Raw genomic sequence first — 23,289 nt, 5'->3', positions numbered from 1 at the left:
GCGAGACTTCCGGGAGGCGGCACGGTTTGTGAGCATTGTGTCCACTAAAAGGCCAGCAGCTATGCTGGGTTTCAACGGGTATTGATGGTTTTGCCCACAATTCACCCCCATACATGAAATATTGCAGCAAACCAGTGCTCGATTTGCGGAGCCGTGGAAATTGGATGTTGCGACACGTCCGAGCTAATCCATGACAGACCGTCACAGACCGCGCCTCGATAATCGGCCCGGCGTTCAACCTCACTGGCTTTGTGACGTTACTTTTTACGGCTCGCCCTTTGCCTTGTTACGCGCGTGCGCGGCAGGTATAACGGAATCTTGCGGATGAAGGGTAGGTGAAAAAGGTGGTGGAATTGCTGCAGGCGGCCATCCATGCCGAATGCGCCGAGCTGTTGGCACAGTAACGCGCAGGTACGCGATCTGAACGGCAAGCCGGCAGTCGTGCGCAATGGCTATTTGCCCGAACGGGCGATATTGACAGGGCCCGGGCCAGTCACGGTCAAGGTGCCAAGGGTGAAGGACCGTACCGGTGAAGGTATCCGGTTCGAATCGAAGCTGGTACCGGACGATGTCCGATATGCTGCCTCGGTCGATGCAGTTCTGCCCTGGCTGTATTTACGCGGCATTTCGCAGGCTGATATTGGGCCGGCATTGGAAGCGTTGGTGGGGCCGGGCACCGGGAATCTTTCGTCTGGCGTGATCAGCCCTCTGAAGCAAACCTGGGCTGCCGAGTATGCGGCCTGGAACAAGAGCGATTTGTCGAAGGAGCGCTGGGTGTAGGTGTGGGCGGATGGCGTGTACTCCGGCATCTGTGCCGAAGATCACCGGTTATGTGCCCTGGTGGTCGTCAGCGTCAACGAGCGTGGCCAGAAGCGGTTCCTGGCGATTGAAGATGGTGCGCTGGGATTCTGGGCGGCGCTCGATGAAGTGTTTGCTGAAACACGGCAGAGACGCGGGCACAGGCAGACAGCGCATTCGACGCTTTCCTGAGCACCTACGAGGCGAAGTATCCGAAGGCGACCGCATGTCTGGCAAAGGACCGGGAAGCGTTACTGGCTTTCTATGATTTCCCGGCTGAGCACTGGGTCCATCTGAGGACATCGAATGTCATCGCGTCGACGTTTGCCACCATTCGTCACCGCACGGAACGTGTCAAAGGTGCCTGCTCAAGAACATCGTTGTTGGCGATGCTGTTCAAGCTGGCCATCTGCGCAGAACAGTCGTTCCGGCGCTTGAAGGGATTTACTTGGCTGGCAGAAGTGATTCGTGGAGTGAAGTTTATCGATGGAGTTCGTGAGCAACAGCAGCTGGCTGCCGCCTGAACACTGACCGTCCATCCACAACACTTGACGATACCTCGGATATGAGACGGGATGATATAGATGATTGGTGCCCGAGACCGGAATCGAACCGGTACGCCCCCTCTCGGGTAAGCGGCGGATTTTAAGTCCGCTGTGTCTACCAATTTCACCACTCGGGCACGATACAAACAAGTTGGCCGCACATACAAAAAAAGCGCACGCGGCGCTTTTTGGAGAACTGGAGGCGGGGGTCGGGATCGAACCGGCGTAAACGGCTTTGCAGGCCGCTGCATAACCACTTTGCTACCCCGCCATGGGAAGACATTTTAACTACAAAACCAAAATCGCGCTTTCAAGTATCGGCAAGCAAACTCGACTCCGCTTGGCACGATTGAAGCAGATGATGCATCGACGTCTAGAAAACTGGAGCGGGAAAAGAGTCTCGAACTCTCGACCTCAACCTTGGCAAGGTTGCGCTCTACCAACTGAGCTATTCCCGCATATACTGCATTTTACTTCGCCCAATGATTTCGTAAGGACACCGAAATCTGTCGAAATAAAAAAGGAAGCTAGGAAGCTTCCTTTCGGATTCTGGAGCGGGAGAAGAGTCTCGAACTCTCGACCTCAACCTTGGCAAGGTTGCGCTCTACCAACTGAGCTACTCCCGCGTTCACAACAGACACGCATTATAGAGGATTAAGGATCCCTGTCAACCCTTTGCCTGGCTCTGATTGACGACGCACGCGCATACGCATGGCAGGCAAAATAGACGGACTTAGATCAGACGGCCTGCCTTTTCTTTGATCAGCGGCCAAGCCTTGCGCAAGTAGTAAAACATTGACCACACGGTCAGCACTGCGGCAATGACAAGCAGCCATGCGCCAAGCAAGCGTGTATCGATGAAACCAAAAAGCGTATCGCTGTACAGGAGCATTGGAATGGCGATCATTTGCGCCGTCGTCTTGATCTTACCGATCGAACTGACGGCAACCGACTTCGAAGCACCTAGTTGCGCCATCCATTCACGCAATGCGGAGATCGCAATTTCTCGTCCAATGATGATAAAGGCAATGACGGCGTTGACGCGGTCGAACTCGACGAGTACCAGCAGCGCACCGGCCACCATCAGCTTGTCCGCGACCGGATCCAGGAACGCGCCGAAAGCAGAGGTTTCGTTCCAGCGCCGTGCCAGAAAACCATCGAACCAGTCGGTCACGGCCGCGACGATGAATATCGCGGTGGAGGCGACGCCTTTTGCGTAGGGTGATAGCCAGTCGTCAGGCAGATAGAAGACCCCCACTACAAGGGGAATGAGCGCTACGCGCAGCCAGGTAAGCAGAATAGGAATATTGAGAGGCATAATCAGCGCCGGTAATTTATCGCGATTATCGCGTGGAACTTGCGTTGGCTGCAATGAAATACCGATCGATGCACCCTGCACGTCGTCATCGATCAATGCAATTGTTTATAAATCTCTTCGGCAAGTTGACGTGAAATGCCGTCCACCGATGCAAGATCTTCAACGCTGGCATCCGCGACACCTCGCAGGCCGCCGAAACGGGCGAGCAACTTCTGCCTGCGCTTGGCGCCGATTCCTTCGATTTCTTCGAGACGTGAAGTCTGCCTGGCTTTCGCACGTTTGGCACGCATGCCGGTTATCGCAAAGCGATGCGCTTCATCACGAATCTGCGCGACAAGCATGAGGGCCGCCGATTCCTTGCCCAATTCCTGCGGCGCTCTCTCATCGGCGAAGATAAGCGTTTCAAGGCCGACCTTGCGACCTTCGCCTTTCGCCACACCTACGATCAGGCCTATGTCCAGACCGAGTTCGCTGAAGACTTGACGCGCCATTTCAACCTGCCCCTTGCCGCCGTCGATAAGAACGATGTCCGGCATCACGCCGTCGCCATTGGCCACCTTTTCATAACGTCGCATCAGCACCTGACGCATGGCTGCATAGTCGTCGCCCGGTGTGATGTCATTGATGTTATAGCGGCGGTATTCGCCATTTTGCATTGCATGATGATGAAACACCACACAGGACGCCTGGGTCGCCTCGCCTTGCGTATGGCTGATATCGAAACACTCGACGCGCAAGGTTTCCATGTCCGTCGCGTCGATACCCAGCGCGTCAACCAGGGCGCGCGTGCGCGCCTGCTGCGATCCCTGCTCCGATAGCAGTCGCGCAAGCGCGATCTCGGCACCCTTCTGCGCCATCTCCAGCCATTGCCTGCGCTGGCCTTGTGGCTGAAACACCAGCGTAATCCTGTGACCGCATTGTTCCATCAGCGCCATCATCAAAGCCGGCTCGTCAAATTCCAGGCTCAAAATAAGTGTCGAAGGAATAAACGTATCGATGTAATGCTGCGCCAGGAATGCCTTGAGCACGGCGATTTCGACAGTATCTTCCGCCGTCGCTATTGCATCGTCGACATGTGTCGGGAAATACGCGCGGTCGCCAAGATGGCGCCCTCCTCGCACCATCGCCAGATTGACGCAGGCGCGTCCGCCCTGCACCACAACAGCAATGATGTCGATGTCCGCATCCCCCACCGTTTCCATCGTTTGCTGATGCAGCACGCGTGACAATGCAGTGATCTGGTTGCGCACGGCGGCGGCCTGCTCGAACTTCAACTCCCCGGCGAACGCATGCATTTTCTTTTCCAGCGTTTCAAGCACTTCGCTCTGCCGGCCGCGCAGAAACTTCGCGGCATTATCCACATCGGAAGCGTAATCCTCTTTACTGATTGCGTTCACACAGGGGCCGCTGCAGCGCTGGATCTGATGTAACAGACAGGGTCTTGTACGGTTAGCAAATACCGTATCTTCGCAAGTCCGGATCCGAAACACCTTTTGCAGAATCTGCATCGATTCCTTCACAGCCCAGGCACTGGGGAATGGGCCGAAATACTGGTGCTTTTTATCGACCGAACCTCGGTAATACGCCATGCGCGGCGTTTCCTGCGCTGTGATCTTCAGGTAGGGATAAGACTTGTCGTCCCGGAACAGGATATTGAAACGCGGCTGCAGCGTCTTGATCAGATTGTTTTCAAGAAGTAATGCTTCCGCTTCGCTACGCGTGACCGTCGTTTCAAGCCGCGCAATGCGCTCGACCATCATTGCGGTACGCGGACTCGCAAGGTTCTTCTGAAAATAACTGGAAACCCGTTTCTTCAGGTCGCGCGCCTTGCCGACATACAGCAGCTTGTCGTCGGCATCAAAATAGCGATATACGCCCGGCAGGTGCGGCAGCTTGGCAACGGTTTCAAGAACGATAGCGCGCGGATCGGGTGCGACAGGCTCGGACATCGGTGAGACTCTTCCTTATGCACTCGCCAGTGACTGTGCCGTGTGGCGCGCGGCGAGATAACGTACGTTCGTCTGGAGCATATCCCAATTCAAAGGAGCGGATTGGGGAACAAGCGATGCTATACGGGCAGACGATGCGCTCGCTGCAGCGCCCGTTTTCGATTTGAGCTCGGCAAGCAGTTGATCGGCTTTTTCCGGCGAGTTACAGATCAGGACCATGTCGCAGCCGGCACCGAGAGCCGCCCTGGCCGCATCAGTCACGGTTCCGGCGACGCTCGCGCCTTCCATGCTGAGATCATCGCTGAAAATAACCCCCTGAAATCCCATATCTTTACGCAGGATCGACAGCCATTTTTTCGAGAAGCCTGCCGGATTCTTGTCGACCTTTGGATAGATCACGTGGGCCGGCATGACCGCCGCTAACCCGAGCCCGATCCAGTCGTAAGGCGCGGCATCGTCACCGAGTATTTCCTTCAGATTCCGCTCGTCGACCGGAATATCGATATGTGAATCCGCCTTGACGAAGCCGTGTCCTGGGAAATGCTTTCCGCAATTGGCCATGCCGGCAAGCGCAAGCCCGTGGTTCAAACTTTTTGCCAGAACGGTAACAACACGCGGATCGCGATGAAAAGAACGGTCGCCGATGACTCCCGACTCGCCATAATCCAAATCCAGTACCGGGGTAAAGGACAGATCTACGCCGCAGGCGCGCAGTTCGCTCGCAAGCACAAAGCCGATATCGGTAGCAGCGCGAAGCGCTTCAAGGACGTTCCTGTCCCACAGTTCACCCAGCCGGCGCATAGCAGGCAGCCGGGTGAAGCCGTCGGTACGGAAGCGCTGTACGCGGCCGCCTTCATGATCGACCGCGATCAGGACTCCGGGACGGGCGGCATGGATTGCTTCGGTCAAGGCGGTGAGCTGCTTGCGGTCCTCATAGTTTCGCGCAAACAGGATTACCCCTCCGGTCAGTGGATGCCTGATACGACGGATATCTTCTTCCGTCAGGGTCTTGCCGACAACGTCCAGCATCACTGGACCAAGCGCACCGTTTGCTGCCATCACACTCATGTCTTCTCCACGATGACGAAGGCGACCGCATAGTCGGCTTCATCGGTAATCGAAACCTGCGCCGTGAGCCCGTTTCGTTCCATAAAATCCTTCAATGCACCATGCAATACTGCAACTGGTTTTCCACTGGGGTCGTTCAATGTCTGCATGGAACGCCAGGTCATGGGCATGCGCATGCCCAGTCCGATTGCCTTGGAAAACGCTTCCTTGGCCGCAAACCGGGTTGCCAGAAATCGAAGCCCTCTTGCCTCGACTTTTGCCTTGCGCCGATGATATTTTTCCAGTTCTTCGACACCTAGAATCTTTTCCGCGAAGCGCTCGCCGTTGCGCTGCAACGCCGCCTCGATGCGCGAGATCTGGATGATATCGGTGCCGACGCCGTAAATCATTTTTTATGAATGCCGAGGCGAGCCGCCGTCATGACCGCCTTCATTTCCTTGATCGCGTTTTGCCAGCCGATAAACACGGCTTGTGCCACGATCGCATGCCCGATATTGAGCTCGACAATCTCGGGAATCGCGGCAATGGGCTGCACATTGGTATAGTGAAGTCCGTGCCCGGCGTTAACCTTCAGCCCATGACGTACGCCCTCCAACACGGCTTGCTGTACGCGTTCAAGTTCACGCTGGATTTCCGCCTCGGTATCCGCTTCGGCGTAGCGGCCGGTATGAATTTCAATGACCGGAGCGCCGCACTCGGAGGCTGCCTTGATCTGCACCGGGTCCGGGTCGATAAACAGGCTGACACGGATGCCTTCGCGCTGCAACTGACGAACCGCAGCCTGGACTTCGGCAAAATACTTTGCGACATCGAGCCCGCCTTCGGTGGTGACTTCGTTGCGGCGCTCCGGCACCAGACAGGCGTCCTGCGGCTTGATGCGGCACGCGAAGTCGAGCATTTCGGCAGTCACCGCCGATTCGAGATTCATGCGTGTCCGCAACTGCGGGCGGATCGCTTCCACGTCTGCATCGCGGATATGCCGGCGGTCTTCGCGCAGGTGCAAGGTAATGCAGTCCGCTCCCGATTCCTCGGCGAGCAGCGCCGCCTGTACCGGGTCTGGATAAACCGTCCCTCGCGCATTCCGAAGGGTGGCGACATGGTCGATATTGACACCAAGGTCAATGACCGGCTTGTGGGGATGTAAGAGGCTCATGGCAGAAGATGGGGCTATAACTGCGTCAAATCTATCAGAATTTGGCGTGTGTTGAGCGGCGTGCCGCCAAGGTGATGCGCAAGCAGGAAACGCATCAGGAACTTGCTCTGCAATTGTGTCGTCGCGTCGGTATAGTCTTCCCGCTCCATATCAAGGAGCGTCTTGCCCGAAACGCGCGGCGAATTGTCCGATGCATGTGCAGGACGCGGACCGCGCTCCGGATCGACAACATAGGTTTCATCGGAAATAACCGGCTGGCCCGATACCGAATCCATACTCAGTGTGCCGGCAACGCCGGTTTCCTTCAATAGTGCGCGTTCGAATTTGCGCAGTACGATGGGCGCGGGCTCATCATGGGCAAGCTGATTGAGCGTTGCCACGTAATGGTCAAACAATCCGGGATGAGGATCGTCGCGGGCGAGCAGCTTGACCAGTAATTCGTTCAGATAAAAGCCGCAAAGCAATGCGGCCTTTTCCAAAGGCAACAGGCCTCCTATCCATTCCGCATCGGTCAAGGTTCTGATTTCCGCCTTGCCGGTCCAGCCGACCGACAATGGCTGAAAAGTCTGAAGCACTCCGCGCAGTTTGGAATGCGGCCGCTTGGCACCTTTGGCGACCAGGGCAACACGACCGTAATCGCGAGAAAACACGTCGACGATCAGACTGGTTTCCTTGTAGGGATAACTGTGAAGGACGAAGGCCGGCTGCGCACTGATTCTTGTTTCCCTCTCCGGACTTTTAGCGCGCCGATCGGTAGCGCCGCGTCGGCGGCCATCGCCGGACGCCTGAGATTTAGGGGTATTTTCCTGGCCCAATGATCTTTCCAACGCAGCAGGGTCTGCGTCAGATTGTGTGTCGTCGTTGGCAAGGGGGAAGGACATTGGCAGTCGGGAGCGACTCAGTCGAAAGACAACAATCTGAACGCGTACTACTCGTAGCCGTAGGCGCGCAATCCGGCTTCATTATCTGCCCAGCCGGATTTGACCTTGACCCAGATTTCCAGATACACGGGCCCACCGAACAGCTTTTCCATATCGAGCCGTGCTTGCGTGGAGATTTCCTTCAGTTTCGCTCCCTTTTGACCGATGACCATTGCCTTGTGCCCATCGCGTTCGACAAGGATCGCTGCAAATACGCGGCGCAGGTTGCCTTCTTCTTCGAATTTCTCGATGACAACCGTGCTGGTATAGGGCAATTCCTCGCCAACGAAGCGAAAGACTTTTTCGCGAATGATTTCGGCGGCCAGGAATTTTTCACTACGATCTGTAATGTCATCCTCGCCGAACATCGGAGGGTTTACAGGAAGGTATTTTTCGATTTCCTTTTCCAGCGCGTCGAGCTGGAACCGCTGCTTTGCCGATACCGGGACAATTGCAGTGAAATCGCGCTCGCTGGCAACCTGCTGCGCGAACGGCATCATCACTGCCTTGTCCTTGATCCGATCCGACTTGTTGATGACAAGTATGCACGGGACATTTTTCGGGATTAGGCCAAGTACCTGTTTGTCAGGCTGTCCAAAGATGCCAGCCTCGATGATGAAAAGGATGACGTCAGCGGCAGTCAGTGTATTGGTGACTGTCCTGTTAAGGGTTTTATTCAGGGCATTTGCGTGACGTGTCTGAAAGCCGGGCGTGTCGACATACACGAATTGCGCGGATTCCCTAGTCTGTATGCCTGTGATGCGATGACGTGTGGTTTGCGCCTTGCGCGAGGTAATACTGACCTTGGCGCCGATAAGCGCATTCATCAAGGTCGATTTACCGACGTTGGGGCGACCGACAATCGCGATATACCCGCAGCGGAAATCAGGAGAAGCGTCAGGAGGTGTCATGCAGTTTTCGTTTCAGGCGATGCCGTGTTTGATGCGAGTTTGGCGCCACCTTGCGGTTGTACGGATTCGCTCTCGGGTGAAGCCGCGCCCGCTTTTGCGTCCGCCTTTGCATCGGTTTTGAGGTCCAGCCGGGTCTGTCTTGCGTCCGGCTTTGAATCCGGTACAGAGTCAGCCTTGCCATCCGCCTTGGCCGAGGTTTTCGCCGGCTTTTTTACCTCTTCTCCAATGGGCGCATCAGGTTGGATCGTGGCGATTCCGGCCAGTTTCAGCTGCGAGGCGCGCGGGCGGGTCTTGCGACCCGACGCAGTCGTTTTTACCAGCGCATTCTGTACGGCTTCCAGCGCCAGTTTGGCAGCAGCCTGTTCGCCGGCCCTGCGGCTGCCTCCGGTACCAAATACCTGAATATCCAGTTTCGGTACCAGACATTCAATTTCGAATTCCTGGTTATGCGCGGCACCGTGAGTAGCGACAACATTGTATTGAGGCAAGGCCAGCTTTTTACCCTGCAGGTATTCCTGCAACAGAGTCTTTGCATCCTTGCCCAGGGTCTTTGGATCTACTGTATCGAGTATGGGAATGTAGAGCGAGCGTATGACATCGCGCGCTGCATTGAAGCCGGCGTCCAGGAATATCGCCCCAAACAGGGCTTCAAGCGTATCCGCCAGAATCGATGGACGGCGAAAGCCTCCCGATTTCAGCTCACCTTCGCCGAGCCGCAGGAACTGCGACAATTCAAGACGCTGGGCAATCTCGTATAACGACTGTTGCTTGACCAGGTTGGCGCGCAAGCGTGATAAATCACCCTCGTCGATCTTGTTATAACGTTCGAACAACAACGAAGCCACGACACAGTTCAGGACCGAGTCCCCAAGGAACTCAAGCCGCTCGTTATGCACGCTGCTGTGGCTGCGATGGGTCAAGGCTTGCTGCAAGAGTGCAGCATCCTTGAACAAATGGCCCAGCCGGTCTTGCAATAACTTAAAATCCATCTCGCTTCGTCGCCTAGTTCCTTTTACTGCGCAGGTTTTATAGCCGCTGTCTTGCCGGTTGTCGCTACATAATCGAGGACCAAACTTGCCGGGCCAACCAGCGGGATGCGCTTTTCATACGCAACACTTACTTCTAAACCTTCACCGGTCTTGATGATTTCAAGATCCTTACCGCTGACCGACTCGACATAATTAGTCGTACGTTGCTTATCGAATGAATCCTGAATCTCTTTTGCGGTTGTTCCAGCATTCTTGGCGTTGACGATCGCTTTTTTGATCGCAACGTACTCCATCACAGTCGGGACAAGCTTCAAACCGAGTACCGCGAGCAGAGCCACAATAACAATGACGAAAAGAAATCCCACCAACGATAAGCCGCTCGCTTTCGCGCGTACCTTCATCCCAACTCCCCCTGAGTTCTAATAATTATTGAAAACTGCCAATACGACGAATATTGCCGAAATTCATCCAAACGAAAAATGCCTTTCCGACAATATTTTCATCTGGAACGAAACCCCAATAACGGCTATCGAGGCTGTTATCCCGATTATCACCCATCATGAAATAATGTCCAGCAGGTACGGTACAGGTAAAGCCTTCGAGGTTATATGTACAACGTTCATGCATGGGAAATGGATCCGGATTTTGCACATAAGCAGGAGCACGTTCGTCATTAAGTATCTTATGTTGCATTCCAGTTAAGTTTTCCGCGTACTGCTTCGAGTAACTTAAATGTTCTTCGTCCAGATAGTCCGATAGTGACTGATAAGAAATTTCTTTACCATTCACAGTTAACCGCTTGTTTTTATACGTGATTTTATCACCAGGCACGCCTACTACGCGTTTGATGTAATCAAGCGACGGGTCCTTGGGAAATTTGAACACCATCACGTCTCCGCGCTGGGGGTCATTGATGTCTATGATTTTTTTGTTAATAACAGGCAGCCGGATCCCGTACGTGAACTTGTTTACCAAGATGAGATCGCCGATCACAAGGGTCGGGACCATCGAGCTTGATGGAATCTTGAACGGCTCGTACAGAAAGGAACGCAGGAAAAACACCAGGGCAATCACCGGGAAAAAGCTGCCCGAATATTCGATCCATGTCGGCTGCCTGAGAATCTCAGCTTCCAGCCTGGATCGACCGCTGTCGTCGGCCTTGACCCCGTCGGCGCGCAGTCGAGCATGGCGTGCATCGAATTCCGCAAGCGCCTGATCGGCCTTTACACGACGAAGCCTGGAAAAATGAAAGACATCCAGAAACCAAATGATGCCGGTAGCGATAGTCAGGATGAAAAGGATTAACGCGAAATTGCCGAGAATCGCTTGCAGACTCATTTATCTTCCACTTGTAAAATCGCCAGGAATGCCTCTTGCGGCACCTCAACCGAGCCAACCTGCTTCATACGCTTCTTGCCGGCCTTTTGCTTTTCGAGCAGTTTGCGCTTACGCGAAATGTCACCGCCGTAGCATTTCGCGAGCACGTTCTTGCGCATGGCCTTGACGTTTTCGCGAGCGATGATGTTTGCGCCAATCGCCGCCTGGATGGCGACATCGAACATCTGGCGCGGTATCAGTTCACGCATCTTTGCTGCCACCGCACGGCCGCGGTACTGGCTGTTCGAACGATGAACGATGATCGCGAGAGCATCGACTCTTTCGCTGTTGATCAGCATATCGACCTTGACGACGTCGGCCGCGCGGTATTCCTTGAACTCGTAGTCCATGGACGCGTAGCCACGCGACGTCGACTTCAGCTTATCGAAGAAATCCAGGACGATTTCCGCCATCGGCATTTCATAGGTCAGCATTACCTGCTTGCCATGATAGGTCATGTTGATCTGCATACCCCGTTTTTGGGTACATAGCGTGATGACGGAGCCGACGTATTCCTGCGGCATATACAGGTTGACCGTGACGATAGGTTCGCGAATCTCTTCGATCTTGGACGGCTCCGGCATCTTGGATGGATTGTCGACCATGATGATGCTGCCATCGCGCTGGACCACTTCGTAAATCACCGTTGGCGCGGTGGTGATGAGGTCCATATCGAACTCGCGCTCCAGGCGTTCCTGGACGATTTCCATATGGAGCAATCCGAGGAAGCCGCAGCGAAAACCGAAGCCAAGGGCCTGCGATACCTCGGGTTCATACTGGAGCGCAGCGTCGTTGAGCTTCAGCTTTTCGAGAGAATCGCGCAGCGCGTCATACTGGTTGGCTTCGACCGGAAACAAGCCGGCAAATACTTGCGGTTGCACTTCCTTGAAACCTGGCAGCGGTTCTGCCGCCGGCTTGGATGCAAGGGTGATGGTATCGCCCACGCGCGCAGCCTTGAGCTCCTTGATGCCGGCGATGACGAAACCCACCTGCCCAGCCGACAGCGACTCCTTTGCCAGTGATTTTGGAGTAAAGACGCCAACGCTTTCGGCCAGGTATTGCGCACCGGTTGCCATTAGCGAGATCTTGTCCTTGGGACGAAGCGTGCCATTGACGATCCGCACCAGCATGACCACACCGACGTAGTTATCGAACCAGGAATCGATGATCAGCGCTTGCAAGGGTTGGGAGGCATCGCCTTTGGGCGGCGGCACTTTCGCAATAAGTGATTCGAGCACGTCTTCCACGCCGAGCCCCGTTTTGGCCGAGCAACGCACCGCATCGCCGGCATCGATGCCGATGACGTCTTCAATCTCGCTTATCGCGTTGTCAGGGTCGGCGGACGGAAGGTCGATCTTGTTCAGCACAGGCACCACTTCAACATCCAGGTCGAGGGCCGTATAGCAGTTCGCCACCGTCTGCGCCTCGACACCTTGAGAAGCATCGACCACGAGCAGCGCGCCCTCGCAAGCCGACAGCGAGCGGCTCACTTCATAGCTGAAGTCCACATGGCCCGGAGTGTCGATCAGGTTCAGGTTATAGATTTTTCCGTCGCGCGCCTTGTACGACAGTGCCGCCGTCTGTGCCTTGATGGTGATTCCGCGTTCGCGCTCGAGGTCCATCGAATCCAGTACTTGCGCTTCCATTTCGCGATCGGACAAACCGCCGCAGATCTGAATGATGCGGTCTGCCAGAGTCGACTTGCCATGATCGATGTGAGCGATGATGGAAAAATTACGAATGTTGTTCATTAACTAAGTTACAACTACAAAAAAGGCGCTCTGAGCGAGGGAAGTTCCCCCAAGCGAGCGCCTTATGACAGAAGGTTGTTCGATGCCGCGCATTCTACCGGATTTCGAAAGGGAAAGCCCATACAAAGCGCCTTCCTCATGCTAGGTAATTAGCCAGCCTGACCGGATTTCATGCGGCCTGTGCCAGGAAATCACGGGCCTTATGCTCATCAAGGAAATAATGACACAGCTCAAGTGCCGCGCTGCTACCGGATTTTTGTCCAAACAAGACGGGTACCAGTTCATCAAATTGCGCGACAAGGGTTTCATCGGAATCAACGTCGATGATTTCGATTTTAAAAGGGTACTCGCTGCTTAGTGTCTGCAAAGCTTCGAGCATGTCGTCACAAAGATGGCAGTATGAACGGGAATAGAGGGTGAACTGGACCACGACTTTACCCTTTTGAAAGTGTATGCATTCCGATCGCGCTTTTCAGCCGCTTCCTTGATGAGTATAGCGCCGCACCGACCGGGCGAGAAACGGTTTCGCATATCGCTACGATAACCAAGCCAAACGGCTGCCCGTATCAGGGCAGCCTTTGAAGTATCTGGAAAGGATTACTGTCCGTTTGGCCGGATAGGGACGAATTGCGAAGCTTCGCCACGGCGCACCAGTACCACCGCCGTCTTTTTAGCCTCGAGCTTGCTAACCAGAGCGTTGAACTGCTTTGCATCCTTCACATCGCTATTATTCAAGCGAAGGATCACGTCTCCGCCACGCAAGCCGGCGCGCGCTGCAGGGCCTTCCGCCGCGTCAACCAGTGCGCCGCCATCGATCTTGAGCTCTTTCTTCTGCGCGTCGGACAAGTCGCTGACGACCAGTCCAAGAGCATTTGCAACCTGTTCAGGCTTAGTCTTGCGCTCTTCCTTCTTTGCAACTTTTTCCGGCTCGAGTTCGGCGATAGACAAGGTCACTTCCTTGCTGGCGCCCTTACGCCATACGGTCAGCGTGGATCGCGTACCTGGCTTGGTCGCACCAACTACACGCGGCAGATCGGACGATTTTTCGATTTGAGTACCATTAAACTTGGTAATGATATCGCCGGCTTCCAGTCCGCCCTTTTCGGCAGGCCCGCCGGGTTCGACACGTTGAATCAACGCACCCTGCGCACGCGGCATGCCCAGCGATTCGGCCACATCCTTGGTCACCTCTCCGATCTGCACCCCTATCCGTCCGCGCGTGACACGCCCGGTCAGGCGCAGCTGTTCCGCTACGCGCATGGCCTCATCAATTGGCACGGCAAACGAAATCCCCATGTATCCACCCGAACGGCTATATATCTGAGAATTGATGCCGATGACTTCGCCTCGCATGTTAATCAAGGGGCCGCCGGAGTTACCTGGATTCACAGCAACGTCGGTCTGGATTAACGGCAGATAATCACCAGTATCGCGTGCCTTGGCGGAAATGATGCCGGCTGTCACGGTGTTATCCAAGCCGAACGGAGATCCAATAGCAATAACCCATTCGCCCACACGCAATCTGTTGGGATCGCCAATGGTCAGACGGGGTAGATTGCTGCCTTCGATCCTGACAACCGCCACATCGGTGCGCTTGTCGACACCAATGATTTTTGCCTTGAATTCGCGCTTATCAGTCAGCGTGACGTAGACATCATCGGCACCGTCCACCACATGTGCATTGGTCAGCACAAAGCCATCTGCCGAGATTATGAATCCGGAACCTACGCCGCGCGGCACATCTTCTTCCTGCTGAGGCGTCGGCTTGCGGCCGTTACGAGGGGTGCGATCCGGCTGCCGAGGCATCGGGACGCCGAAGAACCGCCTGAAGAATTCCTGCATCTCTTCGTCTTCGGTACTTGGCGCGCCGCCTTGGCCGGGCTTGACACGCTCTGTTGTCCGTATGTTCACAACCGCAGGTCCGGTTTTCTCTGCAAGGTCGGCAAAATCGGGCAGGCCTGCAACCGACGCAGCTTGCGCAAATGCCAAGCCTGCCGAGGATGGCAAGAGCGTGCTACCCAAGGGCCCGATCATGACCGCAAGCAGCAGGTTTCGAGCGATAGATATGGTTTTCATGGAATCCTTTTTATTGTTAGCTATTTAGATTTGAATTCAATGGAATTGGCGACTTGCCTGACGGCTGCCGAGGGGACTTCGCCAACGATGGTAAGCCAAAAATCCCCATGTCGCTTTCCGACAATGTTCATCGCACCTTGCTGCATCGAACCCTCGGTACGGCTATGCGAACCCGGTTCAATAAATACCGAAATTGCGGCAAGGCCATCGGAAAAGACCATTTGTGAGACTTCGCGCTGAGCGGACTGCCCGCCAGTTGTCGCGGCATCCGACACCATGCGTTTAACCTCGCGGATTTTCTTGAAGCCGGGGGGAAGTGATTTTACGCTCCAACCGGCCAGATTGACTTGGCTCATTACTGCATTTTCAATACGCCAGCCGGATGTGTTCGTCACACTTGGCTTTGCCCTGCTGCGGTCGATATTACCTATGGAAATCTGGGTAAAGGAAATTTGTTCAACGACCTCGTTTTTCTCGTTGAGGGTTTGCGCCCGCAAAAGGAGACCGCTTTCCTTGTCCGCCCATAATTTGTAGCCGTACCTCAGATTGTCTTTTGGTTCGAGTACGATGGACTGGCATTCGTGCCCGGCAATCCGGCCGGATTCATCTTTGCGCAAGGTATAGACTTCAGCAAGCTCCGCCGGGCTGGCTGCAAAGATTGCAGGGAATACATCATGCGTTACGCGCTTTTCGATCAGTAGAGTCTTTGTGTCCTGAACATAGCAAATGACTTCGTCATTGTTCCGAATATATTCACGAGACTTACCATCAAGAATTTCCAGTTTTTCAACTTCATTTTTCCCTTCCAGCAAATGTGTAATGCGTGAAGTCCGCATCTGATTTGCCTGTTGATACACAAAGGTACCGGAATAATTAAGTTTTTGCGCCGCAGCCTGAATTTTCCTCAACAGGGACTGTGCATCCCTGCGGTCCGACGCAGGGTCCACGTTCTCAGCAAAAGCAGAAAACGTAAAGCATATTGACAGGACAACGACAAACCTGAGCAACGCGTGTGTTTGCCGCATACAAATCATTTAGTCGAATCGGTTGCAAAGGTAGCCGAACGCGCATATTGCGCGGTGCTATAAACTGAGGGAGAGAAACGCTGGTGAGCAAACAGGTAATCGTCAATTCGCGCGTCGCGCATGATGATTTCGCCATTGGCAGAAGATGTCATGACCGCTGTGGCACCATTTGCCTGAGCATTTATTGATGGATCCCTCGAAGCGAGGTTGGTGCCTTCTGCCGATCCTGATGAACCCTTTAAAGCCACCATCAATTGCGGTGTTGCAACGAACGCTACAGTTGCCATCGCCGCAGCGGCAACCATGCCTGGAAGTGCCCAGCGTTTGCGCGTCGACTTCATGTTGCCGTGGCTTGTATTGGAAAGGTTTTCCGCCTTCTCCGCAGAATCGGCTTGGGTTTGGGCGTTCAAGGCAGCTGGTGCAATGATTGTCGGTTCGGCGTCCAGACGTGCAGCCAGTCGAGCTCCGAAGTCGGCACTGATATTGACGGCCATGTCGTCCGAGCGCAACAGATCGCCGATCTGGTGATAGATCGCCCAGTCCGACTGAGCATCGTCATCCCGCAACTCAGCCAGTGCCGCATCCAGTTGCTGATCCGCGAGTTCGCCATCCGCCAATGCGGAGATATGCTCCCGAGTCATTTCCTTTGTATTCATACCCTACCCCGTTCAGGTTGCGCCAACCCTGTTTTCTGCCTAAAAAACCTTTGCTTGCCTGTCTCTGCCACTACCAGCGCTTGTCGATCGCAGTCCCGAGCAACGGTCTCAATTTTTCTGCGATAGCTTCGCGAGCACGGAAAATCCGGCTGCGAACGGTTCCAATCGGGCAACCCATTGCTTCCGCAATTTCATCGTAGCTCAACCCTTCGATTTCACGCAATGTAATTGCTATGCGTAACTCATCAGGAAGAGCATCCATTGCAACATTCACCGTTTCGGCAATCTGTTTTGTGGCGAGCATAGACTCGGGGGTATTGATATCCCTGAGGTGTTCGCCATCATCAAATGTCTCAGCTTCTTCAGCATCAGCTTCCGTGGAAGTCGGCGCACGTCGGCCCTGCGTCACAAGGTAATTCTTCGCGGTATTGATACCGATCCGATAAAGCCATGTATAAAACGCAGAATCGCCCCTGAACTGAGGCAGCGCCCGATAAGCCTTGATAAAGGCTTCCTGAACAACGTCCTCAGCCTCTGCCTGGTCGCGTACAAGCCGCGATACCAGTCGCATGAGCTTACGCTGATATTTGCTTACCAGCAGCTCAAACGCCTTTTTATCGCCGTGTTGTACACGCTCGACAAGCAGTTGATCGATATCGCGTTCTGTCGTCAATCCCCGGTCCCTTGTTTCATTGCAACATCTACGCGGCTTATGTAGTTGACTTGTGGAAATGCAATTGGTTCAACGTATTGCATGTATAAATTTACTCCCCGTTTGCATTCAATGGTTTACCATTCATCGCAATCCATCGACATGCCACCGACACTGCCCTAAAAGTGTCCCGCGAAACGCTATCAGGCAAAATCAGTACAGTGATGATTCTCTTATCCTCTGCCTGAAGTCGAAGCACCATCAGATGCGGCGACAAGGTCGAATCACCCAGCAGCTTGAATTCTTCGCCATTCGTAATTACATGCGGTCGATTTCGGGTGCTGCAAGGGGCAAAAGAGGCGACTTCAGTCAGTCGAAACTGACCTGCGCCGGAGATATCCAGTTGTATGGGTTTTCGTCTTTTCGTGCCATGATAAAACCCAAAAAACGAGAGGAAAAGAATTGCAGACGCCGATATCCATTTCGGCATGAAGGGGAGCACGCCAATCAGACCGATGACCACCCCGATACCAATGGACGCGACGACGAGTGACATCGCACCGATCATCACCACGAGAAGGCGAGACGGTTGCACTATTGCGGATACCGCGATAGACATGTCAGGGGAATGGGTGTGAAGACCTCTCCCGGTCTCGGGAGAGGCTGCTCAGGAATCAGGCTTTACCGAAGATCAGCGTACCGTTGGTACCGCCGAATCCAAAGGAGTTTTTGACTGCGATGTTAATCGGCATATTGCGCGCGGTGTTGGCACAATAATCCAGATCGCAGGCCGGATCCTGGTTGAAGATATTGATGGTCGGAGGCGACACCTGGTTGTGGATTGCAAGGACCGTGAATACCGATTCCAGGCCGCCCGCACCACCCAGCAAATGACCAGTCATCGACTTGGTCGAATTGACGACGACCTTTCCTGCATGATCACCGAGCGCCCGCTTGATCGCCACTGTCTCGGCGATATCGCCGAGCGGCGTCGACGTTCCATGGGCATTCACATAGTCGACCTGATCGGCATTGACGCCGGCGTTTGTCATGGCCGAGACCATGCAACGACGCGCGCCGTCGCCATCATCCAAGGGGGCCGTCATGTGATGGGCATCCGCGCTCATGCCAAAGCCGAGCACTTCAGCATAAATCTTTGCGCCACGCGCCTTCGCATGTTCGTATTCTTCGAGAACCATTACGCCGGCACCTTCGCCGAGCACGAAACCATCGCGATCCTTATCCCAGGGGCGCGACGCTGTCGCCGGGTCGTCGTTACGAGCGGACAGTGCGCGCGCAGCCGCAAAACCTCCCACTCCGAGTGGCGAGACTGTCGATTCCGCACCGCCAGCTATCATCACGTCGGCATCGCCATACTCGATCATGCGCGCTGCGGCGCCGATACAATGCAGGCCCGTGGTACAGGCGGTGACGATCGCGAGATTCGGACCTTTGAAGCCATACTTGATTGACAAGTGGCCAGAGATCATATTGATGATGGACGCCGGGACGAAGAAAGGGCTGATGCGACGAGGACCACGATTGGTCAGCTCCGCATGGGTTTCTTCGATCATGGGCAGACCACCAATACCCGAACCGACGATGACACCGATTTTTTCGGCATTCTCATCGGTTACGGTCAGGCCGCTGTCCTGAAATGCCTGTATCCCGGCGGCCATTCCATAATGGATAAACGTGTCCATATGGCGCGCCTCTTTGCCGGGAATGTAATCCTCGATATTGAAGCCCTTTACTTCACCCGCGAAACGCGTCGAAAAAGGCGTGGCGTCGAATTTTGTGATGGTCGCAATGCCTGATTTGCCTTCGATCAGCGTAGCCCAGGCGTCGGCGATGGTATTGCCGACAGGGGATACGCAACCAAGGCCAGTCACTACAACACGACGTTCACGTGAGCGGCTCAAGCGGTTCTCCTGGAATCAGTCAAAAACAAATTAGGCCTTGACGTGCGCCTTGGCGTAATCAATCGCCTGCTGTACTGTTGTGATCTTCTCGGCCTGCTCGTCCGGAATCTCCATTTCGAACTCGTCTTCGAGCGCCATGACCAGCTCAACCGTGTCAAGCGAATCAGCGCCAAGATCGTCAACGAACGAGGACTCGTTCTTGATGTCGGCTTCGGCGACGCCGAGCTGTTCGGCGACGATCTTCTTAACGCGTTGTTCGATATCGGACATATTACCCCTCCAATGGGTTTCAGAAAGTGCGCGCATTTTATCAGGTTTGCGCAACGAAAATTCACTTTTGGCTTTTGTTTTGATTAATAGGCCAACGTCTGCCAAAAGTGCTCAAGTGAGATTTAACTCATGTACATGCCGCCGTTCACATGCAGGGTTGTGCCCGTGATGTAACCGGCTTGCGGGGAAGCAAGAAACGCTGCCGCTGTGGCGATATCCTCCGGGAGACCAAAGCGGCCAAGCGGAATCTGCTGCATCAATGCAGCAACCTGCTGCTCCCCGAGCTCGCGCGTCATGTCGGTATCGATGAATCCGGGAGCAATACAATTGACGGTAATGTTGCGACTGCCGATTTCGCGCGCAAGTGCGCGGCTCATGCCGGCAACGCCCGCCTTCGCAGCCGCATAGTTCATCTGACCCGGATTGCCGGCCGAGCCGACCACGGATGTAATGTTGATGATGCGACCGTACTTGGCCTTCATCATCCCGCGCAGGACTGCACGGGACAACCGCCCGACCGCGGTAAGATTGGTCGCTATGACGGCATCCCATTCTTCGTCTTTCATGCGCATGGCAAGCTGATCTTGCGTGATGCCGGCATTGTTGACGAGGATGGACAGTCCGCCATACTCCTTTTGGACTTGTTCGACTACGGCCTGGCAACCTTCAGAATCGGTGACATTGAGAACCACACCTTTACCGCATCCGGCTTGAACAGCTTCTAGGTAGGCAGTGATGGCTGCGGCACCCGACTCGGTGGTCGCCGTGCCGATAACCTTTGCGCCTTGCCGCGCCAGTTCCTGGGCAATCGCTCGTCCAATACCACGCGATGCGCCGGTAACCAGCGCGACTTGATTGTTCAGATTCACTTGATGAGCTCCAGAACTTTTTCCAGGGATGCCTGATCGGTAATAGCATCGCCGGTCAACTCGCCATCAATGCGCTTTGTAAGACCCGCGAGAACTTTGCCCGGCCCGCATTCGATCACATGGGTGACGCCTTCAGACGCCATTTTCTGCACAGTCTCGACCCAGCGAACCGGGCTGGCAGCCTGGCGCACGAGCGCGTCCTTGATCGCGTCGCCATCAGCCGCAATTGCGACGTCGACATTGTTAATCAATGGAATCTTTGCTGCATCAAAATGAAGTGTCGCCATGTATTCGCGCAGGCGATCCGAAGCAGACTTGAGCAATGACGAATGAAACGGGGCCGATACCGGTAAAGGCAAAGCGCGCTTGGCACCCTTGGCTTTGGCCGCTTCACAGGCTCGCTCAACTGCAGCCTTGTGCCCGGCAATCACCACCTGGGCTGGCGCATTGAAATTGACCGCTTCAACAACTTCGCCCTGAGCGGCTCCTATGCACGCAGCGCGCACATCATCATCGGACAAGCCGAGGATTGCCGCCATTCCGCCCTGCCCGACCGGCACCGCTTCCTGCATCGCCTGCGCCCGGAAACGAACCAGGGGCACTGCATCCTTGAAAGCAATGACGCCTGCAGCAACGAGGGCGGAGTACTCGCCCAGACTATGTCCGGCTACCAGAGAGGGAATTTTTCCGCCTGCCGCGATCCATGCCCTGTACATTGCCACCGCAGCGGTAAGCATGACAGGTTGCGTGTTGGTCGTCAGATCGAGCTCTTCCTTCGGTCCTTCGGCGATCAGTTTGGCAAGGTCGAATTGCAACACGTCAGCCGCTTCTGCGATCGTTTGTGCAACGACGGGATTGCCGGCAAATCCATTCAACATGCCGATGGCCTGCGATCCCTGCCCGGGAAAAACAAATGCGAATTTGGTCATGCTTGCTAGGTTTAGTTTGATTACATTCGTGCGAGAACCGCACCCCAAGTGAAGCCGCCGCCCACGCCTTCCATCATGACGTTGTGACCGGGTTTGACACGGCCATCCCGGACTGCAGCGTCCAGCGCCAAAGGTATAGATGCGGCGGAAGTATTGCCATGCTGATCAACCGTGACCACCATCTTTTCAACCGGCAAGCCAAGTTTTTTTGCAGTGCCCTGCATGATGCGGATATTGGCCTGATGAGGAATCAGCCAATCAATCTGCGATGTAGTCATGTCAGCCGCGCGCAAGGCTTCGTTCGCAACCTTTTCCAGTACTGAAACCGCCAGCTTGAAAACAGCCTGGCCATCCATATAGAGAAAGGCACTGCCTTCGACCGCTCCACCACTGACATTGCCAGGTACGCAGAGAATGTCGCCATGACTGCCGTCCGCATGCAATTTTGTCGCGAGAATGCCCGGTTCATCGGATGCCTTTAGCACAATGGCGCCTGCGCCGTCACCAAAGAGCACGCATGTCGTGCGATCTTCAAAATTGAGGATGCGCGAAAAGACTTCTGCGCCGATGACGAGCGCATTTTTGTGCGCGCCCGATTTGATGAAACTGTCGGCGACCGACACTGCATAGACAAAACCGCTGCATACAGCCTGGACATCGACCGCCGCACAGCCATTATCGATACCGAGCTTGCGCTGCACCACGCATGCGGTACTTGGAAATCCGCCGAAATGATCGGGTGTCGATGTCGCGACGATGATCAGGTCAACCTCGTTCGGAGCAAGACCGGCCATTTCGAGGGCGCGCTTCGACGCTTCGACCGCCAGATCGCTGGCTTGAACCGCAGGCTCCGCATAATGACGAACAGAAATGCCGCTGCGCGACACAATCCATTCGTCGGATGTTTCAATGCCCTTGGCCGCCAACTGGGCTGCGAGGTCATTGTTTGTCACTCGTTTCGGTGGCAGATAACTTCCCGTACCTGCAATTTTGCTATAGAGAGTCATGCCGATTTCTGTTGAGTTGGTTCAGTAACGCCTGTAGATTCCGCTCCAGCCGTGCCTTCCTGCGCCGGCATCAGGGCTGCTATGGTAGTCGATATCTTGGCAAGGACGTCGTGCTTTGCCGCATCAAATGCACGCTTGAGGGCCCATTCAAAGCCAAAGGCATCTTCGCCGCCATGGCTTTTAAATACCAGGCCACGTAAGCCGAGCAGACTGGCGCCGTTGTAGCGGGAAGGATTCATCCGCTGCGAGATCGATTTGAGTGCTCCTTGCGCGATTATCGCACCCAGCATGTTAATGGGATTGCTTTTGAACTCGCTCTTGACGATATTCTTGAGGAAGCGACCCAATCCTTCCGAAGCCTTCAGCACCACATTGCCGACAAAGCCGTCGCAAACGACGATATCAGTGGTGCCCTCGAAAATGTCATTGCCCTCGACATTTCCATAGAAGTTGAGAATGCCTCGTTCATGGTCGGCTCGCAAGAGTGCAGCCGTCTGCTTGACGACTTCGTTTCCCTTGATATCTTCCTCGCCGATATTCAGCAGACCGACCGTAGGCTTGGTTTTTTCTTCCAGCGCAGAGACGAGGGCCGATCCCATCAGCGCAAACTGATGCAGGTGTTGAGGTTCGCAGTCTACGTTTGCACCAAGGTCTAGCATGTACGTAGGCGAATCCTTCTGATTCGGCATCGGAAAACAGATGGCCGGACGGTCCACGCCTGGAATGGTCTTGAGCACATAACGCGACACGGCCATCAATGCACCGGTATTGCCTGCGGAAACACAGGCTTGCGCCTTGCCTTCCTTAATCAGGCTAACAGCGACACGCATTGATGAATCCTTCTTGCGGCGCAAGGCGACTTCAAGAGGGTCGTCCATGGTGACAACTTCCGTTGCATGAACAATGGACAGGCGAGGATGGTTGTGGGCGTTGAGTTTTTTGAGTTCGGCACCGATCTCAGCTTCAAGACCGACCAAAATCAATTCAGCGTCAGGTTCGTGATTAACGAAAGAGACGGCCGCAGGAATCGTGACTGAAGGGCCGTGATCACCACCCATGCAGTCAATGGAAATTTTTATTGTCATTGTTTTGATTCAGTACCTC

General features: G+C 54.7%; 23 protein-coding genes, 4 tRNA genes and 1 pseudogene. 1 reads left to right on the top strand and 27 read right to left on the bottom strand.

Annotation, left to right across the window (positions count from 1 at the left end):
- Positions 1-372: 372 nt before the first annotated feature.
- Positions 373-1,322 (top strand): annotated as a pseudogene (locus D3871_RS07735) (transposase).
- 65 nt (positions 1,323-1,387) lie between these two features.
- Here the strand turns inward: D3871_RS07735 and D3871_RS07730 are convergent.
- The 27 genes from D3871_RS07730 to plsX form a co-directional block, all read right to left on the bottom strand.
- A tRNA-Leu gene (locus D3871_RS07730) sits at positions 1,388-1,480 on the bottom strand.
- A gap of 60 nt (positions 1,481-1,540) precedes the next feature.
- Positions 1,541-1,614, bottom strand: a tRNA-Cys gene (locus tag D3871_RS07725).
- 111 nt (positions 1,615-1,725) lie between these two features.
- Positions 1,726-1,801 (bottom strand) — tRNA-Gly (locus D3871_RS07720).
- Between the two features lie 92 nt (positions 1,802-1,893).
- Positions 1,894-1,969, bottom strand: a tRNA-Gly gene (locus D3871_RS07715).
- A 107-nt stretch (positions 1,970-2,076) separates the two neighbouring features.
- Complete coding sequence (gene pgsA, locus D3871_RS07710) at positions 2,077-2,661, bottom strand: CDP-diacylglycerol--glycerol-3-phosphate 3-phosphatidyltransferase (protein ID WP_119769964.1); 585 nt, start codon at positions 2,659-2,661, stop codon at positions 2,077-2,079.
- A gap of 92 nt (positions 2,662-2,753) precedes the next feature.
- The gene (gene uvrC, locus D3871_RS07705) at positions 2,754-4,610 is read right to left on the bottom strand and encodes an excinuclease ABC subunit UvrC (protein ID WP_119768359.1); all 1,857 of its coding nucleotides are present in this window, start codon (positions 4,608-4,610) and stop codon (positions 2,754-2,756) included.
- A 15-nt stretch (positions 4,611-4,625) separates the two neighbouring features.
- A complete protein-coding gene (gene nagZ, locus D3871_RS07700; RefSeq protein WP_233575552.1) occupies positions 4,626-5,678 on the bottom strand; it encodes a beta-N-acetylhexosaminidase in 1,053 nt (350 codons plus the stop codon).
- Entirely contained in the window at positions 5,675-6,067 is a 393-nt protein-coding gene (gene acpS, locus D3871_RS07695; protein WP_119768358.1) for a holo-ACP synthase, read from the bottom strand. The genes nagZ and acpS overlap by 4 nt, the downstream gene beginning before the upstream one ends.
- The gene (gene pdxJ, locus D3871_RS07690) at positions 6,064-6,831 is read right to left on the bottom strand and encodes a pyridoxine 5'-phosphate synthase (protein WP_119768357.1); all 768 of its coding nucleotides are present in this window, start codon (positions 6,829-6,831) and stop codon (positions 6,064-6,066) included. The genes acpS and pdxJ overlap by 4 nt, the downstream gene beginning before the upstream one ends.
- A gap of 14 nt (positions 6,832-6,845) precedes the next feature.
- Complete coding sequence (gene recO, locus D3871_RS07685; protein WP_233575551.1) at positions 6,846-7,646, bottom strand: DNA repair protein RecO; 801 nt, start codon at positions 7,644-7,646, stop codon at positions 6,846-6,848.
- A gap of 113 nt (positions 7,647-7,759) precedes the next feature.
- Positions 7,760-8,662, bottom strand: a complete 903-nt coding sequence (era, locus tag D3871_RS07680; protein ID WP_119768355.1) for a GTPase Era — start codon at positions 8,660-8,662, stop codon at positions 7,760-7,762.
- Complete coding sequence (gene rnc / locus D3871_RS07675; RefSeq protein ID WP_119768354.1) at positions 8,659-9,651, bottom strand: ribonuclease III; 993 nt, start codon at positions 9,649-9,651, stop codon at positions 8,659-8,661. Before rnc ends, era begins: the two co-directional genes overlap by 4 nt.
- A gap of 23 nt (positions 9,652-9,674) precedes the next feature.
- Positions 9,675-10,052 (bottom strand): DUF4845 domain-containing protein, encoded by a 378-nt coding sequence (locus D3871_RS07670; protein WP_119768353.1) that lies wholly within the window; start codon positions 10,050-10,052, stop codon positions 9,675-9,677.
- A 25-nt stretch (positions 10,053-10,077) separates the two neighbouring features.
- A complete protein-coding gene (gene lepB, locus D3871_RS07665; RefSeq protein ID WP_119768352.1) occupies positions 10,078-10,989 on the bottom strand; it encodes a signal peptidase I in 912 nt (303 codons plus the stop codon).
- Positions 10,986-12,779: a translation elongation factor 4 gene (lepA, locus tag D3871_RS07660; protein ID WP_119768351.1), complete on the bottom strand. Its 1,794-nt coding sequence runs from the start codon at positions 12,777-12,779 to the stop codon at positions 10,986-10,988. The genes lepB and lepA overlap by 4 nt, the downstream gene beginning before the upstream one ends.
- Positions 12,780-12,948: 169 nt before the next feature.
- A complete protein-coding gene (locus D3871_RS07655; RefSeq protein ID WP_119768350.1) occupies positions 12,949-13,209 on the bottom strand; it encodes a glutaredoxin family protein in 261 nt (86 codons plus the stop codon).
- 167 nt (positions 13,210-13,376) lie between these two features.
- Positions 13,377-14,855 (bottom strand): DegQ family serine endoprotease, encoded by a 1,479-nt coding sequence (locus tag D3871_RS07650; protein WP_119768349.1) that lies wholly within the window; start codon positions 14,853-14,855, stop codon positions 13,377-13,379.
- A gap of 20 nt (positions 14,856-14,875) precedes the next feature.
- Entirely contained in the window at positions 14,876-15,880 is a 1,005-nt protein-coding gene (locus D3871_RS07645) for a MucB/RseB C-terminal domain-containing protein (protein ID WP_119769962.1), read from the bottom strand.
- A gap of 5 nt (positions 15,881-15,885) precedes the next feature.
- Entirely contained in the window at positions 15,886-16,521 is a 636-nt protein-coding gene (locus D3871_RS07640; RefSeq protein WP_274381748.1) for a sigma-E factor negative regulatory protein, read from the bottom strand.
- 85 nt (positions 16,522-16,606) lie between these two features.
- A complete protein-coding gene (gene rpoE, locus D3871_RS07635) occupies positions 16,607-17,209 on the bottom strand; it encodes an RNA polymerase sigma factor RpoE (protein WP_119768347.1) in 603 nt (200 codons plus the stop codon).
- Between the two features lie 91 nt (positions 17,210-17,300).
- Complete coding sequence (locus D3871_RS07630; protein WP_420799658.1) at positions 17,301-17,756, bottom strand: protein YgfX; 456 nt, start codon at positions 17,754-17,756, stop codon at positions 17,301-17,303.
- Between the two features lie 106 nt (positions 17,757-17,862).
- A complete protein-coding gene (gene fabF, locus D3871_RS07625; protein ID WP_119768345.1) occupies positions 17,863-19,110 on the bottom strand; it encodes a beta-ketoacyl-ACP synthase II in 1,248 nt (415 codons plus the stop codon).
- Positions 19,111-19,140: 30 nt separating this feature from the next.
- Entirely contained in the window at positions 19,141-19,380 is a 240-nt protein-coding gene (gene acpP, locus D3871_RS07620) for an acyl carrier protein (protein WP_040041346.1), read from the bottom strand.
- Between the two features lie 122 nt (positions 19,381-19,502).
- Positions 19,503-20,249 (bottom strand): 3-oxoacyl-ACP reductase FabG, encoded by a 747-nt coding sequence (fabG, locus tag D3871_RS07615; RefSeq protein ID WP_119768344.1) that lies wholly within the window; start codon positions 20,247-20,249, stop codon positions 19,503-19,505.
- Complete coding sequence (fabD, locus tag D3871_RS07610; RefSeq protein ID WP_119768343.1) at positions 20,246-21,178, bottom strand: ACP S-malonyltransferase; 933 nt, start codon at positions 21,176-21,178, stop codon at positions 20,246-20,248. Before fabD ends, fabG begins: the two co-directional genes overlap by 4 nt.
- 20 nt (positions 21,179-21,198) lie before the next feature.
- Entirely contained in the window at positions 21,199-22,185 is a 987-nt protein-coding gene (locus D3871_RS07605; RefSeq protein WP_119768342.1) for a beta-ketoacyl-ACP synthase III, read from the bottom strand.
- Positions 22,182-23,270 (bottom strand): phosphate acyltransferase PlsX, encoded by a 1,089-nt coding sequence (gene plsX / locus D3871_RS07600; RefSeq protein WP_119768341.1) that lies wholly within the window; start codon positions 23,268-23,270, stop codon positions 22,182-22,184. The genes D3871_RS07605 and plsX overlap by 4 nt, the downstream gene beginning before the upstream one ends.
- Positions 23,271-23,289 lie beyond the last annotated feature (19 nt).

Origin of the sequence: Noviherbaspirillum saxi (assembly GCF_003591035.1) — a bacterium.
GTDB lineage: Bacteria > Pseudomonadota > Gammaproteobacteria > Burkholderiales > Burkholderiaceae_D > Noviherbaspirillum > Noviherbaspirillum saxi.
This window is presented reverse-complemented; position numbering and strand designations above follow the sequence as displayed.

What these genes read in the sequence shown, in the direction of transcription:
- pgsA (WP_119769964.1), bottom strand. Translation starts at nt 2,661, where the DNA reads ATGCCTCTCAATATTCCTATTCTGCTTACCTGGCTGCGCGTAGCGCTC.
- uvrC (WP_119768359.1), bottom strand. Translation starts at nt 4,610, where the DNA reads ATGTCCGAGCCTGTCGCACCCGATCCGCGCGCTATCGTTCTTGAAACC.
- nagZ (WP_233575552.1), bottom strand. Translation starts at nt 5,678, where the DNA reads ATGAGTGTGATGGCAGCAAACGGTGCGCTTGGTCCAGTGATGCTGGAC.
- acpS (WP_119768358.1), bottom strand. Translation starts at nt 6,067, where the DNA reads ATGATTTACGGCGTCGGCACCGATATCATCCAGATCTCGCGCATCGAG.
- pdxJ (WP_119768357.1), bottom strand. Translation starts at nt 6,831, where the DNA reads ATGAGCCTCTTACATCCCCACAAGCCGGTCATTGACCTTGGTGTCAAT.
- era (WP_119768355.1), bottom strand. Translation starts at nt 8,662, where the DNA reads ATGACACCTCCTGACGCTTCTCCTGATTTCCGCTGCGGGTATATCGCG.
- rnc (WP_119768354.1), bottom strand. Translation starts at nt 9,651, where the DNA reads ATGGATTTTAAGTTATTGCAAGACCGGCTGGGCCATTTGTTCAAGGAT.
- D3871_RS07670 (WP_119768353.1), bottom strand. Translation starts at nt 10,052, where the DNA reads ATGAAGGTACGCGCGAAAGCGAGCGGCTTATCGTTGGTGGGATTTCTT.
- lepB (WP_119768352.1), bottom strand. Translation starts at nt 10,989, where the DNA reads ATGAGTCTGCAAGCGATTCTCGGCAATTTCGCGTTAATCCTTTTCATC.
- lepA (WP_119768351.1), bottom strand. Translation starts at nt 12,779, where the DNA reads ATGAACAACATTCGTAATTTTTCCATCATCGCTCACATCGATCATGGC.
- D3871_RS07650 (WP_119768349.1), bottom strand. Translation starts at nt 14,855, where the DNA reads ATGAAAACCATATCTATCGCTCGAAACCTGCTGCTTGCGGTCATGATC.
- D3871_RS07645 (WP_119769962.1), bottom strand. Translation starts at nt 15,880, where the DNA reads ATGCGGCAAACACACGCGTTGCTCAGGTTTGTCGTTGTCCTGTCAATA.
- D3871_RS07640 (WP_274381748.1), bottom strand. Translation starts at nt 16,521, where the DNA reads ATGACTCGGGAGCATATCTCCGCATTGGCGGATGGCGAACTCGCGGAT.
- D3871_RS07630 (WP_420799658.1), bottom strand. Translation starts at nt 17,756, where the DNA reads ATGATCGGTGCGATGTCACTCGTCGTCGCGTCCATTGGTATCGGGGTG.
- acpP (WP_040041346.1), bottom strand. Translation starts at nt 19,380, where the DNA reads ATGTCCGATATCGAACAACGCGTTAAGAAGATCGTCGCCGAACAGCTC.
- fabD (WP_119768343.1), bottom strand. Translation starts at nt 21,178, where the DNA reads ATGACCAAATTCGCATTTGTTTTTCCCGGGCAGGGATCGCAGGCCATC.
- D3871_RS07605 (WP_119768342.1), bottom strand. Translation starts at nt 22,185, where the DNA reads ATGACTCTCTATAGCAAAATTGCAGGTACGGGAAGTTATCTGCCACCG.
- plsX (WP_119768341.1), bottom strand. Translation starts at nt 23,270, where the DNA reads ATGACAATAAAAATTTCCATTGACTGCATGGGTGGTGATCACGGCCCT.